Origin of the sequence: Thalassospira sp. UBA4513 (assembly GCF_002388495.1) — a bacterium.
Classification (GTDB): domain Bacteria; phylum Pseudomonadota; class Alphaproteobacteria; order Rhodospirillales; family Thalassospiraceae; genus Thalassospira; species Thalassospira tepidiphila.
In genome coordinates, this window is the sequence record NZ_DGMR01000005.1 from 64,629 (window position 1) to 79,226 (window position 14,598).

General features: G+C 54.0%; 15 protein-coding genes. 8 read left to right on the forward strand and 7 right to left on the reverse strand.

What is annotated here, in order from left to right:
* Positions 1–105: 105 nt before the first annotated feature.
* Complete coding sequence (locus B2T33_RS02170; RefSeq protein ID WP_197145132.1) at positions 106–2,076, forward strand: methyl-accepting chemotaxis protein; 1,971 nt, start codon at positions 106–108, stop codon at positions 2,074–2,076.
* Between the two features lie 81 nt (positions 2,077–2,157).
* On the opposite strand, the gene B2T33_RS02175 is transcribed toward B2T33_RS02170, so the two are convergent.
* Positions 2,158–3,036, reverse strand: a complete 879-nt coding sequence (locus tag B2T33_RS02175) for a sulfite oxidase heme-binding subunit YedZ (protein WP_197145133.1) — start codon at positions 3,034–3,036, stop codon at positions 2,158–2,160.
* A 201-nt stretch (positions 3,037–3,237) separates the two neighbouring features.
* Here B2T33_RS02175 and B2T33_RS02180 point away from each other — a divergent pair, with 201 nt between their 5' ends.
* Entirely contained in the window at positions 3,238–3,660 is a 423-nt protein-coding gene (locus B2T33_RS02180; RefSeq protein WP_286791044.1) for a CoA-binding protein, read from the forward strand.
* A gap of 94 nt (positions 3,661–3,754) precedes the next feature.
* On the opposite strand, the gene B2T33_RS02185 is transcribed toward B2T33_RS02180, so the two are convergent.
* A complete protein-coding gene (locus B2T33_RS02185; protein ID WP_008890957.1) occupies positions 3,755–4,408 on the reverse strand; it encodes a hypothetical protein in 654 nt (217 codons plus the stop codon).
* 170 nt (positions 4,409–4,578) lie between these two features.
* Positions 4,579–5,478 carry an OmpA family protein gene (locus B2T33_RS02190; protein ID WP_197145135.1) on the reverse strand — a complete coding sequence of 300 codons (900 nt, stop codon included), beginning with the start codon at positions 5,476–5,478 and terminating at the stop codon, positions 4,579–4,581.
* A gap of 226 nt (positions 5,479–5,704) precedes the next feature.
* Here B2T33_RS02190 and B2T33_RS02195 point away from each other — a divergent pair, with 226 nt between their 5' ends.
* The 3 genes from B2T33_RS02195 (at position 5,705) to B2T33_RS02205 (ending at position 7,898) form a co-directional block, all read left to right on the forward strand.
* Positions 5,705–6,685, forward strand: a complete 981-nt coding sequence (locus B2T33_RS02195; RefSeq protein WP_197145136.1) for a mechanosensitive ion channel family protein — start codon at positions 5,705–5,707, stop codon at positions 6,683–6,685.
* 198 nt (positions 6,686–6,883) lie between these two features.
* On the forward strand, positions 6,884–7,465 hold the full coding sequence (locus B2T33_RS02200; RefSeq protein WP_197145137.1) for a DJ-1/PfpI family protein: 582 nt from the start codon (positions 6,884–6,886) through the stop codon (positions 7,463–7,465).
* Positions 7,466–7,583: 118 nt separating this feature from the next.
* On the forward strand, positions 7,584–7,898 hold the full coding sequence (locus B2T33_RS02205) for a ribbon-helix-helix domain-containing protein (protein ID WP_008890961.1): 315 nt from the start codon (positions 7,584–7,586) through the stop codon (positions 7,896–7,898).
* Positions 7,899–7,941: 43 nt separating this feature from the next.
* Here the strand turns inward: B2T33_RS02205 and B2T33_RS02210 are convergent, their stop codons facing one another.
* The 3 genes from B2T33_RS02210 to pyk all read right to left on the reverse strand — a co-directional run bounded on the left by B2T33_RS02210 (position 7,942) and on the right by pyk (position 12,242).
* Positions 7,942–8,925, reverse strand: coding sequence for a hypothetical protein (locus B2T33_RS02210; RefSeq protein ID WP_197145138.1), 984 nt, complete (start codon positions 8,923–8,925; stop codon positions 7,942–7,944).
* A gap of 5 nt (positions 8,926–8,930) precedes the next feature.
* Entirely contained in the window at positions 8,931–10,457 is a 1,527-nt protein-coding gene (locus B2T33_RS02215; RefSeq protein ID WP_197145139.1) for a DUF2336 domain-containing protein, read from the reverse strand.
* A 363-nt stretch (positions 10,458–10,820) separates the two neighbouring features.
* A complete protein-coding gene (gene pyk, locus B2T33_RS02220) occupies positions 10,821–12,242 on the reverse strand; it encodes a pyruvate kinase (RefSeq protein WP_197145140.1) in 1,422 nt (473 codons plus the stop codon).
* A 285-nt stretch (positions 12,243–12,527) separates the two neighbouring features.
* Between pyk and B2T33_RS02225 the strand changes: the two genes are divergently transcribed.
* The 3 genes from B2T33_RS02225 to B2T33_RS02235 all read left to right on the forward strand — a co-directional run bounded on the left by B2T33_RS02225 (position 12,528) and on the right by B2T33_RS02235 (position 14,331).
* Positions 12,528–13,001, forward strand: a complete 474-nt coding sequence (locus B2T33_RS02225; RefSeq protein WP_008890965.1) for a deoxycytidylate deaminase — start codon at positions 12,528–12,530, stop codon at positions 12,999–13,001.
* 284 nt (positions 13,002–13,285) lie between these two features.
* Positions 13,286–13,780, forward strand: a complete 495-nt coding sequence (locus tag B2T33_RS02230) for a response regulator (RefSeq protein ID WP_008890966.1) — start codon at positions 13,286–13,288, stop codon at positions 13,778–13,780.
* On the forward strand, positions 13,777–14,331 hold the full coding sequence (locus tag B2T33_RS02235; RefSeq protein WP_197145141.1) for a transcriptional regulator: 555 nt from the start codon (positions 13,777–13,779) through the stop codon (positions 14,329–14,331). Before B2T33_RS02230 ends, B2T33_RS02235 begins: the two co-directional genes overlap by 4 nt.
* Positions 14,332–14,390: 59 nt before the next feature.
* Here the strand turns inward: B2T33_RS02235 and B2T33_RS02240 are convergent.
* Positions 14,391–14,598, reverse strand: a 208-nt coding sequence (locus B2T33_RS02240) for a hypothetical protein (protein WP_286791045.1), incomplete at its 5' end; no start/stop codon positions are given.

Below are 14,598 nucleotides of genomic sequence, written 5' to 3' on the forward strand. Positions count from 1 at the left end.
CACATAAACTCAAAGTTGAGTTTAGATGATCTCCGCAAGTCTTCAGAAGAATGAATATTTATAATTCTTCTAAGAAAAACAATAGATAGGCGGGGAAGTGTGGACATGCTGAAATCTTTGAAAATAGGTCCGCGACTAAGTATCGCGATGATCTTTATAACCTTTGCGACGGCATTGGTGATCGGGCTTATCAATCTTTCCATTGAACGTGACATTGTCGCAGGTGCTGAACAACGCGAACTGCGCGTCAATTTCGAAAAGTTGCGAAGTGCGCTGGACATGGAAGCCGCTCGTGCGCTTGCGATGGCGGATTTTGCCGCAACCATCCCCGCCGCCCAGAAAGCCATGGCGGAAGATGACCGCGATACGCTGGCCGATATTTTCGGCCCTGGCTTCGCTGAACTCAAAGAAAACCATGGCGTGCGTCAGTTCCAGTTCCATAAGGCCCCGGCGATCTCGTTCCTTAGGGTTCATAAGCTCGATAAATTCGGTGACGATTTGTCTTCGTTCCGCAAAACAGTGGTTGAAACCAACACAAAACAACAACCCATCAGCGGCCTGGAAGTCGGTGTTGCCGGTCTTGGCATGCGCGGTGTCACGCCTGTTTTCAACGATGGGACGCATGTCGGCTCGGTTGAATTCGGATTATCCTTTGGTCCGGCCTTCTTTGAAAACTTCAAGGCACACTCCAACACCGATGCCGCCCTTCTGATTGACCGTGACGGCACCTTTGAAGTCTTTGCCTCCACCTTCCCCGAAGGTTTCCTTGATATTGCATCGCCCACACTTGCCGCGGCTCGTGACGGCGAACAGATCCTTGCCCCGCAGGATGCCGAGGGCACCGAACTGGCCCTGATGGCGCGCCCGATCACGGATTTTAGCGGCCAGAACCTTGGCATTGTCGTCATGGGCATTGATCGCAGTTTCTTTGCAAGCGCGATCAACGACGCCACCACCCTGTCACTGGGTGTAAGTATTGTAACCCTGCTGGTCGCACTACTGATCGCCTTTAGCGTCAACCGGTCGATCTCTCATCCGATCCGGGCCATGACCGTGGCCATGAACAAGATCGCTGGCGGCGAACTCGACACCGAAGTCCCGGCAAAGGATCAAAAGGACGAAATCGGCGAAATGGCCAGCGCGGTCACAATTTTCCAGACCAACGCACAGCGCATGAAAAGCCTTGAGGCCGAACAACAAGAACTGCGTCGGAAAAACGAGGAAGAGAAAAAGACTCTCGGTCGCAAGCTTGCCGATGAATTCGAAAATACAGTCGGGGCCATCATCGACGGCCTTGAAAACGCGGCACGCGAAATGGACGACGCATCCCGCGTCATGTCCGGCACGGCTGATGAAACGACCCAACAGGCAAAGATCGGCATGGATGCCGCGCAAAATGCATCGAACAACGTTGCGACCGTTGCCGCCTCGTCCGAGGAACTGTCTGCCTCCATCACGGAGATCAGCCGTCAGGCCAACCATTCAAGCGAGGTAGCCGCCAATGTCTCGAACAAGGCAACCAGCACGCGCGAAACGGTGGATGGCCTTGTCGAGGCCTCAGCACGTATTGGCGATGTCATCGCCCTGATCAACGACATCGCGGCCCAGACCAACCTTCTGGCCCTGAATGCCACGATCGAGGCCGCCCGTGCTGGCGAAGCTGGCAAGGGCTTTGCGGTTGTCGCCAACGAGGTCAAAAACCTCGCATCCCAAACCAGTCGCGCGACACAGGAAATTTCCGAGCAGATCGAAAGTATCCAGAACGCGACCAAGCTGTCCTCAACCGCAATCAACGAGATCACCGATATTGTCGGTGAACTTAACGAAAGCGCATCCGCCATCGCGGCGGCAGTCGAAGAACAGGGCGCTGCGACTCAGGAGATTTCCGGCAGTGTTGAAAATGCTTCTGTCGGGACCAGCGGTGTGACCGAAAGCATCAGCTTGGTCAGCGCGGCTGCTGTCCGGTCGACCGAAAGTGCCGATACGGTTCTGAAATCGGCCCATGAACTGATGGAGTACTCGGTCAATCTGCGCCGCGAAACCAACAACTTCCTAAGCAAGATTCGCTCGGAATAATCACACCAACCCGGTCCACTGTCAGTCAGCCGACGGTGGACCGGAATTTCACGAAACCACAGACATTGCGGGTTATGCCACTTAACGCGATGATGCCTCGGCGGTGACGCTGCTATTCCCAACGAGCCGGGCAATCCAGCTCCGTGCCGGTTTATCTCGCCCGAACAAAGAAATCACACTGATCGCGACACCGGCCAACACCACATTCCATGCCGGGCGTAACGGCCACATCCATTCAAGATTGGCTGCAACCACGCGATCGGCCGGAATACCGGTCGCCAAGGCATACCAGGCATATTCAATGCCGGCTGTTGCCAACCCGGCAATCACCGCAATGACAGACAAAGTCACAGTAGATCTAAGCGACCATCCCCGCCAATGGGCAAAGCGATATAGCATCAGGCCAACAAACATCCCGGCCATCAGCGTTGCTTCACTGACATCGACCTTGGACTGCAAAAAGAAATGCACCACGCCAAGCACGGCAATCGGATAAACCAGTTTATGCAGGCGCCCCCACTTGGCCCCCAGTCTGCGCATCGCTGATTTGGTGGACGTCGCGGTCAAAACCGCCAACCCGATCAGGGCAACAAACCCGATTGTCAGATAAATCCGCAAAACGATCTCGCTGGCAATGCGGCCAACATCAAGATTCTGGCTGATCGCATACAGGCCAAAATGGATCACCACATAGCAAAAGGCAGCCACACCAACTTGGCGGCGCACCTGTACCAGTTTAGAAAATCGGGTTATGCGGCGAAGCGGTGTCACCAGAAGCGTGATCAGTAATATCCGGATGGTCCATTCACCACTTTGCAGAATGGCTTCCTTGACCGGGATGGTTGCCCCGCCCTCGGCAATGACCGGCCACAACAACACGATGCCGGGCACAAGAAGTGCAACAAAGACAGCCAGTTTGAAAAAGGAAAACCGCCCGGATGGATCAAGCCATGGATACATACAAAATAACCCTGTCAGGTTTCGCCGATCCCCCAGTCAAAAAGCATTTGGTGGTCGCCGTCACTTAAATTGCCATCAACTTTCCGCGAGGGCAGCCATTTGCACGCCCATGATAAGCTTACTGACGCATATCAAAGTTGCAGGAAGCCACCACTCATATAACAATCATATACAGTGATCACCCGAAGTGGATGAACCCAAATGGCCGAATTTCAAAATCCCACCGATCCGGAAATCAAAGCGCTTCTGGAAACGACAAAGACCATCGCGCTTGTGGGCGCCAGCCCCAAGCCGGAACGCCCGTCAAACCGGGTGATGAAGTTCCTGCTTGATCAGGGATACAGAGTTATTCCGGTCAATCCAGGTCACGCTGGTGGCACCATTCACGGTCAGACTGTTGTGGCAAAGCTTTCCGATATCGCCGATCCGGTCGATATGGTCGATATTTTCCGTAACAGCGAAGACGCGGCTGGCGTCGTCGATGATGCCATCGCAATCGGCGCAAAGTCGGTCTGGATGCAGCTTGGCGTGATCAATCCAGAGGCCTTCGCAAAGGCCAAGGCAAACGGCATGACCGCGGTCATGGATCGCTGCCCGGCAATTGAACTGCCGCGCCTGGCCTAAAGCACCGGTCCAACAGGACGCCATCGCATCACGACAACAAAAAAGGCACCGGATGATCCGGTGCCTTTGTCGTTTCAAAATATCTTTGAAAAGCTTAGCTGAGCCCGCACTGCGCAATCAGATCCGGGACAAGGCCCTGGTTGCCGATAAATACCGGCTGCACGGCACTGGTCACGGTGTATGCCGTGGTTTGCTCATCAACAATCGTGTCGAAGTGACCGGCTGTTTCAAGTACCAGCGACATTACGCCATCCGGCTTGATGCGAAGGGCAGCAAATCCGTTGGCATATTCGGTGCGCGCGCATTCGCGACCCAAAATAACATCGAAACGATTGATCAGGGCATAACGCGGATTTTCAACCAGATCGTCACGACCAGAAACCTCACTCGGCTTCACGCCGTATTTCGGCACATATTTCGCAAAGTTCGTTTGCGACTGGACGATGTAACCATCCGGGAAATAAACCGCGACATCCTCTGCCAGCAGGATACGATCCCCAATGACCTGGCCAGAACGCAGAAGTTCCTTGATTCGCGTGCCCGGAATTTCACCGGAGAACGCATTGAAACGCAGGGTCTTTCCGTCGCCGCGCAAGTCAGCGAAATAACGTTCAAACGGAACGACCGGTGTTTTGTCTGCCGCGCGCGCAGTCGGCAAGACCGACATGGTTGCAACTGCCAGTGTAGCAACTGCAAGAGCAACGCCCCCCGAGCGCCGCGAAAAGACCGTCTTGATGGCCTTCAGCATTTGTCCCCGCCTCTCACTTAAATCAGGAATACAATCCAGAGATTATTCACATTAATCCCAAATTCAACACCTGTTTCCGCGAAAAATCGCCAGATCGTCAAAACCAAATAGAAAAACAACGAGGTGGCATTATACCACCTCGTTGCCGAAGATTTGGTAAATGTCGGTGATTAGTCGACAGAAATCGTCACACGACGGTTACGCGGCTCACGAACACCATCCGGAGTCGGGATCAGAAGATCGCCTTCACCAACAGCATCCTGCGAAACCATGTCGCCTTTCACACCGCGACCGGTCAGCTCGCCAAGGGCTGCTGCGGCACGACGTTCGGACAGACGCAGGTTGTATGCTGCCGGACCGGCGGCATCAGCGTGACCAACGACGGTGATATCACCCATCGAGGATGCCCACTGCTCAGCAGCTGCATCAAGAACACGCTCGGAAACCGGGGTGATCGCAACGCTGTCAAAATCGAAGAAGATGGTGAACAGACGCGGCTCAGCAGCGGCAACCGGGGCTACAACAACGGCCGGCTGTTCTGCACGCAGCTCAGACATTGCAGCTTCGAAATCTTTCCAGCACTGGCTGATCAGCTCGGTCTGCCAGCCTTCTTCGCTTTCCTCGACCCAGCAGTCAAAGCGAGACTGTGCGATCGCTGCGGTTGCCGGCATTGCTTCGCGCTTGCCGTCATCAAGAAGGGCCAGAAGTTCGTCACGGACGGCGCGTTTCTGTGCAATTTCCTCATCAGAGAAGCGCCAGTTTGCCGGATCTTCCGGAAGAACGATGGTGTCACCGCTTACGCGACCGGCTTTCTTCGCAAAGAAGTCGGCATCGAAGAAGTCATACCATTCGTCAGCTTCGCGCTGTGCGTATGCAAGATATTCGGCCTTAAGCGCTTTACCGAAGTCAGTGGTCGGCTCTTCGGACGAGAGCGCAGACGAGACCGAGCTGCTGTAGGTGAACGGGTTACCGCCGTAAGGTACCGCGGTGCCGCTGTTGTCCACACTGCTACATGCACTCAGAAGCGCAACGCCACCAAGAGCACAAAGAATTTTCGGATTGATCTGCATGTCTTACCCCTGTCATTAAGGTTGTTCTTCAGCTAATAACTTAACACCAATGATGGTGGAATTATGGTCTTAAACGAACAGAATTCTGGTTTGTTCCAGCCATCTAAAAAAAAATGGTGTTGGCGTCCTACTTTTCAAGCGCACTCAAACCTGTAATGCTAATCCTCTCATACAGAAGTATGGTTGGCAATCAACACAATTATGACACGGAGCGGACGAGGTTCAAATGATCGAAACCGATGTAGCGACCATCACAGAAATGCTTAAAGGATTTGCACTGGGCTTTGGCCTCGATTTGCTCGGCGCTGTGCTGATACTCATTGTTGGCTGGTGGGTCGCCGGCCGGGCGGCTGCATTGGTCCGCCATTCCCTAAAGAGTACAAAGTTTGTTGATGCGACGTTAAAGCCGCTTGCATCAAGCATTGTACGTTACGTGATTTTGATTTTCGTAATCGTCGCCGTTCTGTCGAACTTCGGCGTTGAAACAACCAGCATCATCGCCGTTCTCGGTGCCGCTGGTCTGGCAATCGGTCTTGCCCTGCAGGGGACACTATCAAATATTGCCGCCGGTGTCATGATTCTTATCCTGCGTCCGCTCAAAATCGATGAATTTATCGAAGCTGGTTCGATTTCAGGCACCGTTGTTGAAATAACATTGTTTACCACCTTGCTCAAAACGCCGGATGGTGTGTTTATTTCTGCGCCGAACTCGCAAATCTGGAATAGCGCGATCAAAAACTATTCGCGCAACCCAACCCGCCGCCTCGATATCAAGGTTGGCATTTCCTACGATGACGATGTTGATGCGGCCCTCGAATTTCTTAAAAACCTTGTCGCATCCGATGAACGCGTACTGAAGGATCCGGAACCGATGAGCTTTGTCGCCACCCTTGGCGAAAGCTCGGTCGATCTGACCGCACGCGGCTGGGTTGCAACCAGTGAATTCTGGCCGACCTTCTTCGATCTGACCCGTAAATCGAAAACGGAACTCGAAGCGGCTGGTTTCTCTATTCCCTTCCCACAACGCGACCTGCACGTTATCGAAAGTGCAGAAACCGCAAGCACCGCAAAATCCATTGCAAAGCCGGCCGCCAAACCTGCGGCAAAAACTGCAGCCAAGAAACCGGCAACCCGTTCACGGTCGACCGCATCGAAAACGGCGACCAAAACCACGGCTGCGAAAAAGCCGACAGCACCCAAAAGCTGATCTTCTTTTTCACAGAACCGCATTTCGAAAGAGGCCCAGACGGGCCTCTTTTTTATTTGGGTGACAGACGCTACAACGTACACCACGTCAACTTCCTCGCACGTAGTACCCCGCTGTTACCCGCCCAGCTTGTATCAGGCGTATAGTTCCCTGCCCTTGCCCAAAGGCGGCAAATGAAAACAAGCGGGAGGATAAAACATGTCTGCGAAAAAAATTCTGATGATCACCGGCGACTATGCCGAAGATTACGAAACCATGGTGCCGTTTCAGACGTTGCTTGCGGTTGGACATCATGTCGACGCCGTTTGCCCGGACAAGAATGCCGGCGATACGGTTGCAACGGCTATCCATGATTTCGAAGGTGATCAGACCTATAGCGAAAAGCGCGGCCACAACTTTGCCCTGAATGCCGATTTTGCGGCGGCGCGAGCCGAAAACTATGACGCGCTAGTCATCCCCGGCGGTCGTGCACCGGAATATCTGCGTCTGAACGAAGATGTCATTCGTCTGGTGCGTGATTTCCATGCTGCCAACAAACCGATCGCTGCTGTCTGCCATGGTGCGCAACTTCTTGCAGCAGCCGATATCATCAAGGGTCGCAAGGTTTCCGCCTATCCGGCCTGCGCACCTGAAGTCAAACTTGGTGGCGGGACCTATGCCGACATTGCCATTGATGATGCCTGCATCGACGGCAATCTGGTAACCGCACCGGCTTGGCCGGCACATCCAAAATGGATGGCGGCTTTCCTCAAGGTTCTTGGCACTGAAATCAATTTGTAATGTATCGGCGCCCAAACGGTGATTGCGTTTGGGCGCCATTTGATCGACCATTGCGCCAAACAAAAAGAAAACCGCTGCACATCTCGTAACAGCGGCACAAACAGGAAAGGGCGTTCAAATGTGTCAGATTTATTCTGGAACTGACCCGGAACTTTATCAGTCTGTCAGCCGGTCTGTGCGGATCAATGGTGTTGTTACAAGCCTGCGCCTGGAGCTGCGTTTCTGGCAGATTCTTGATGAAATCGCCGCGGGTGAAGGTTTCAGCACCCCGCAGTTTCTCGGCAAAATCCACGACGAGGTCGTCGCCCAACGTGGTGACATCCCGAATTTCGCATCGCTTGTGCGCGTGATTTGTACCGTATATCTGGAAAAACAGGCTGGCCTGCATGTTCATGTCCCGGCAAATACCGCGACATCACAGATGCTGAGCTAACCACACGCCAAGCGCATCGGCAGCAAAGCTCAGGGCCTGAACCCTAGTTAAGCCAGGAAGAAAGTTCGCGCGTGCTGAAGCCGCCGCTGGTCATGATGCTGGGCGTCGCGTTGCGTTTCAAGGTCGGCTCGGCCGGTTTGATGATGCTGTTGCGGCGATGCATGCCCGTAGCCGCCCCGAAATCGATCTGTGACCGCCCAACAAGATCAGCCGCCGTAATACGCGGCCCGGATGCATCAGCATTGCCCGATGCATTGATCGGCGTTTGCTTGGCATGTGGCAGCTGCTGTTTCTGTTTTGCCTCGTAGATCCAGCGCAATTCCTGCTTCAGGGTCTGGTATTCCGGGGTATCGGGTGCCGAATTGACTTCATTGACGATCTGAAGCTTTACCATCTGCGGGAAACGATCAAGGCGTTCCAGCAGCATGAATTTCACACTTGGACGCACTGCGTCTGAGCGCATCAGTTTCATCACCAGACGGCGATAGATATCAATCCTAAGGTTGCCATTTGATGCCAGTTCGATGAATTCCTCGACAAACTCGCGCGCGGCCATCTTGCCATCCAGCAACGCGCGCAGGTTATCCCCCATCGCCCGGCGATAGGCTTCGCGGATCTCCACGACGTGATTGGAGGCGCGTGTGCGCACAAGATGGAATGCTTCTGGGCTGAATGCGTTCTTGGTCAGAAGCTTGGCGCAATCGGCAACCAGTTCATGCTTGGTTGCCTCGGAAACGACTTCAAAGACCCCGGTAATCAGTTCCTTGCATTTGGCATGCGGTCCCATACGGATCGCAGCAGCCAAGGCCATCGGGCTTTCTGGATCCCTGGTTGCGATCACGGCAAGGGCCAGTGGATCGTCATATTGCATCAGGGCAAGGTCGTTGCTCAGCAAATGTTCCGGCATCAACAGACGCTGCTGCTTGGCCGCCCCGGTCACGGTAAGCGGCTCGCCAGACAGATAGCTTTCCTTGATGGTAAGGGCATGTTTCAGCCCGTCATAAGAGATGCCGTGATTGCTGCTCATGGCACTCAGTCCTCTTTGAGACCTTTGGACCGCCTGTCAGAGACGAGCCCCTCGAGCCCGCCACTGTTGCGCCCGCTGCGCGGTCGAAGTCCCTGACCGCGCGACATGGTCCTGCCGCTTGGCTTTGCCGTCTGTGCAGATGCCGGCGCAGGTTCGTTTTCTTTTTCGACCTTCATGCGCGAAGCTACAGGCTTCATGTCGCTAAAGAAATCGATGTACCAATCCATATCGGCAGCTGCCATCGCAAAGCGACCACCGGCCGCCGGGCTTTCGATTGCCGATTCAGGGATACCGTTACTGATCTGCAAGACGACTGCTGCAGGTGCAGTCATCCCTGCCCGCCATGCAAGGGCTGTGATCGCCCGGGCACTGCCGGAATCAAGAATTTTGGAAACGGCGTTGGCGCGGATTTGCGCGTAATGGGCAAGTGCCTGCACCACCAGCGCATCATCATTGCGCGACAGGGCATCAAGCACATACTGGTCAATCGTCATCTTGGCATCTGTTGCCTCAATGACATCGTTGTCGACCATTTCATTGTCTGCGATCTCGACAACCATGTCTCTATCACGCGACGGCATCAGCACCCGGTTTTCAAAACGGGCCTTTTCAATCCTCTGACGGACCGACTGGCGCAACGCACGGGCAACCTCGGTCCGCATCCGGCCCTGCTCGACCAGCGTGTCAAACAGGGACGCCATGATGAAATGGGCAATGCGGCGCTGGGCCTGACGCGAAATTCGGTTCTGACCACCGAGGATATCGTTCTCCGGCGCCTTTGACTTTGTTGTCTTTTCAACGAAATGCGGCGTCATCGGCACAACGTTCCGCGGCGCGTCATCAGATGACAGCAACCGGTTCAACAAACCGCCCTTTTCCTTTTCCGCCTGCTGCTCGATCAGGCGGGCCTTGGCGGCGGCCTCAAGCTCGGCGCGTTCACGTTCGGCTGCGGTTTGAATGAATTCACCGCGCCCGCGCATGATATCAAGGAAGTCGGAATCGCTCAGAAGCTCGATATAATCGGCAATCGACACCCGGCCAATCGCCTGAATATCCTGACGTAAACGGTTGGCCGCCTGACGGGTCATGTACGGGGTATGACCCAGTTCCTGTTCGATCAGCGCAATCACCTGCGGGCGATAACAGTCGCCCATATTGGCAATCGCCGAAACGAACTCGTCAACCATTTCCAGTCTTTCGGACGGGCTCAAATCTGTCAGATGCCGACGCAGACGGCGCGCCACATCCATGCGCACGTCGCTGTCAAAATCAGGTACATCCTCGGCATCGTCCAGCGCGTCCAATTCAGACGAAAGACGGGCTGCGTGTTCAAGGGCCGATGCATCGGCGTTATTTTCGGAAACATGTCTGCGGGGAATCGCGCGACCCTGAACGCGACCTGTATCAGATCCAAACGTTTCAGGTGCGATGGTGCGAACAGTGTCGGCCAGATCACGCAGCTTGGCAGAGGCTTTATCATCAAGCCCCCCATCGCCCGCATTTTTCTGCCGATTGAACATCCAACTCAGCATTATCGCAGTAATTCCCCTGGTCCCGTGCCTGGCGGCGTATCGGCATCGACGTTGCGATGCCTTATTTTTGTGTTTTGTCAGAACAGCTTAACCCAAACTGACAGTGATACACAACCAGACAAGGCGTCTAATTTTCATAACCCAATCTCAAGGGCACATATCAACAGACAGAGCCTTGATTACAGAATGACTATCGGCGCAAAGACTCAAAAAAACATTAACGATACAGGGGTCTATGCCCCCTCCTGCCCATTGCCATCGAAAAACCTGCGCGCCGACGGACTTCTGGCAATCTGCGCAAATGAAAACGGGCGCCCCAAAAGGACGCCCGTCATCGAAAATCGTTACACGCACTCACTTGCGTTAATTATTGCCGACCCATGCAATGCGCAGAATATTGGTCGCACCCGGCGTTCCGAACGGCACACCGGCGGTGATAACAAGCGAATCACCCGGTCCTGCAAATTCCTCACGCTTTGCCACTTCGGTGGCGATTCCGACCATTTCGGCAAAGTTGGTCGCATCGCGGGTAAAGACCGGATGCACGCCCCAACACAAGGCCAGACGACGTGCGGTCTGAATCCTTGGGGTCAGGCCAAGAATTGGCACTTCCGGACGTTCACGTGCAGCACGGAATGCCGTCGACCCGGAAGATGTATAGTTAACAACTGCCTTCGCCCCGATGGTGGTCGCCACCTGACGGGCGGCTGCACTGATTGCATCCGGGGCGTTATGTTCCGGATCCGGGCGGTTGGCGTCACGCATCCGGTAATAAAGCTCATCCTGCTCCACACGGCGTAGGATACGGTCCATGATCGAAACGGTTTCAAGCGGATATTTGCCGACCGCACTTTCGGCTGACAGCATCACCGCATCGGCACCGTCATAGATCGCGGTCGCAACGTCGGATGCTTCGGCACGGGTCGGGGCCGGGTTGGACACCATCGAGTCAAGCATCTGGGTCGCAACGATCACCGGCTTGCCGGCTTCGCGGCACGCTTTGATGATACGTTTCTGCAGGATCGGCACATCTTCCGGCGGGCATTCGACACCAAGGTCACCACGGGCAACCATGATCATGTCCGACAGATCGACAATCTCATCAAGGTGATCAATCGCCTGCGGCTTTTCCAGTTTGGAAACGATGGCTGCACGGCCCTGAATGATCTTGCGGGCCTCGGCAACGTCTTCGGGACGTTGCACAAAGGACAGCGCCACGAAATCAACGCCCATCTCAAGACCGTAATCCAGATCGGCACGGTCCTTTTCGGTCAGCGGTGAGAGCGGCAACATCACATCCGGAAGGTTGACACCCTTGCGGTTGGAAAGCGGCCCACCGGTAATGACGGTACATTCGGCCGACTTGTCGTCGCATTTCTCGACACGCATGCGCAGCTTACCATCATCAAGCAGCAGGTTCGCACCCGGCTTGATAGCTGCATAGACTTCCGGATGCGGAAGCGACACACGCTTGTTGTCGCCCGGCTTCTTGTCCATATCGAATTTGAACGTATCACCGGCGGTGAGTTCAACTTCACCGTCGGCAAAGGTACCAACACGAATTTTCGGACCTTGAAGATCCATCAAAATACCGATCGGCCGGCCGAGTTTTTCTTCGACGACACGGATCGCTTCAAAACGGGCCAGATGTTCTGAGTGTTCCCCATGCGAGAAGTTCAGGCGGAACACATCCACACCTGTCTGCACAATTTTCTCGAGGATTTCTGGCTTTGAACTTGCCGGCCCCAGGGTCGCGATGATCTTCGCCTTACGTTGACGGCGCATCGGCTGCTACCTCTTGTTATTCGGTTTACACGTGATCCTTCCCGCTTCGGCCTGCATCTGCGGCGAGACGAAAAGGCGTCCTGATCTTTTCTGGGGGTAACCCCTTAATAATCAATCAGCCCCTATTTGAACAGGGACTTTTCATTAAATGCCTTTACAAAAATGTGATTTTTCGCTGGACAATTACAAGAAGCACCTTCTTTAAAGAACCCGTACCGGTGAAACGTGCCGGTCAAAAACGAATACCCAACAGACCAATTTTACGGCGCAGACAGGACCCTTTTCATGAGCAAATGGCACCATCGCTTTCTTGGACTTGCAGCCCATATTGCAGACTGGTCAAAAGACCGTAGCACCCAGGTCGGTGCGGTTGTCATCGGCCCGAAAAAAGAAATTCGTGCTGTCGGCTATAACGGGTTTCCGCGCGGGGTCGATGACGAAGTCGAAAGCCGCCATCAGCGTCCGGAAAAATACGCCTATACCGAACATGCCGAACGCAATGCTATTTATAATGCCAGTTACACCGGCACATCGCTTGATGGCTGCGCCCTGTATGTGACGCACTTTCCGTGCTGCGATTGCGCGCGCGCAATCATCCAGGCAGGCATCGCCGAGGTCTATGTCGACAAGTCAAAACTGACCCCGGACTTTCTTGAACGCTGGGAACAAGATATGAAGATATCGACCGAAATGTTCGAGGAGTCCGGTGTTGCCGTTAAGGTGATTGATGACGACGGCGTCACCAAGCCCATGAAATAAAAAAGATCTTCCTCTTTACTATTGAAAAAAAGGCCCAATATTGGGTGTGTTCAAACCGGACACGAGCATCAAAAACAAAAAGACGTAAACGTCGTTTGTTCTAATTTTTCAGCTGGCTTGGGGTCAGTATTTGTCAGATTTTCGGGCTGAACACAGAGTGGTTTGGCCTTGCTGGAAACCAGACAAAGGTATAAGGGTTTATATATCAGCAACTGTTTAGATTTGCTGCTGTATCCCCCTGAACAGCGACGCATTTCGTGATGATGCTCAGGAACCGAGGCCGGATGAACGCGAAAATAGACTTTAGTAAGATTAGTTTTCTGATCGTTGACGGGGACAAGATTTCAGCTCAGGTGGTCTATGACACGCTCGCCTATCTCGGAGCCAGTCATATACAGCGTGTAAAATCGCCGAATAATGCCTTTGACGTACTACGCACCGAAAAAATTGATATCGTGATTTGTGAATGGCGCTTGCGCGGCATGGATGGCCTTGAATTCCTCGATGTCATGCGCAATTCGACCAATTCGCCAAACCGGTTCATTCCGGTGATTATGCTGACCGCACATTCCGAGATGCGTTATGTGACGACGGCACGTGACCTTGGGATTACTGAATTTCTTGCCAAACCCTTTAACGCCAAGGCACTTTACAGCCGTCTGGTTTCGGTCATCGCCCGACCAAGACGTTTCATTAACACTGGAACGTATTTTGGCCCGGACCGACGTCGCAGACAGGTCCAGTTTGATGGTCCTGATCGTAGGAGCCTTGACGAATGACCCATTATGACTGGGGAAGCGGAGCCATCGTGAAGCCGGAAGAACCTAAGAAAAAGAAGAATGTGCAGATCATCCCTGCGCAGACCGATCTGAAACGCAAAGCTGTCAACTTCATCAAGGGATTTGACATCAACCTGTCACCTGAACAGCTTGAAGAGCTCGAACAGGTTGTACAGCGCAGCTCCGAGACCTTTGTCCGTGACATCGGCAAGGACCTGATGGAATGCCGCAAACTGGTAATCAACGCCCTGCACGACAAGCCCAAGCGGCCAGAAGCCATCATCGCGGCAAATGACCTTGCATATTCGGTCAAGGCCCTGGGCGGCACTTTCCAGTATCCCCTGATGACGCAGATCGCAAAATCGATGGAAATCTTCGTTGCCGACCGCACCACGGCCAACGAAAAACAGCTGCTGGTGATCCAGCTTCACATCGACTCGCTTTATGTCATTCTGGCCGGCCGCGTGACTGGTTTTGGCTCAACCGTCGAACAGGCAACTGTCGCGGCTCTGACCAAACTGACCGAACGCTACGCAGAACCGCGCGAGTAGCCCCACACCTCTTGACCGCAGACGATCTCGCTCACTGGGCAGCATTTCACAATGCAGTCTCAGGTGGTGCTTATGTGCGCCTTGCAATCCCAAACATCCCCCTCACCTGCCCGCCTTACCAAAGCCTGACAGGTGAACTTTAACGTGCCCGATGCAGGGTCGGTTTCTACCGCCGGAAGAACGCGGCTAAAAATTGAAAAATCTTGGCAAAAAAGCGCTTGCACCACCTTTGACCGGCTGCTAAAAACCGCGCCACGCACCATGCGG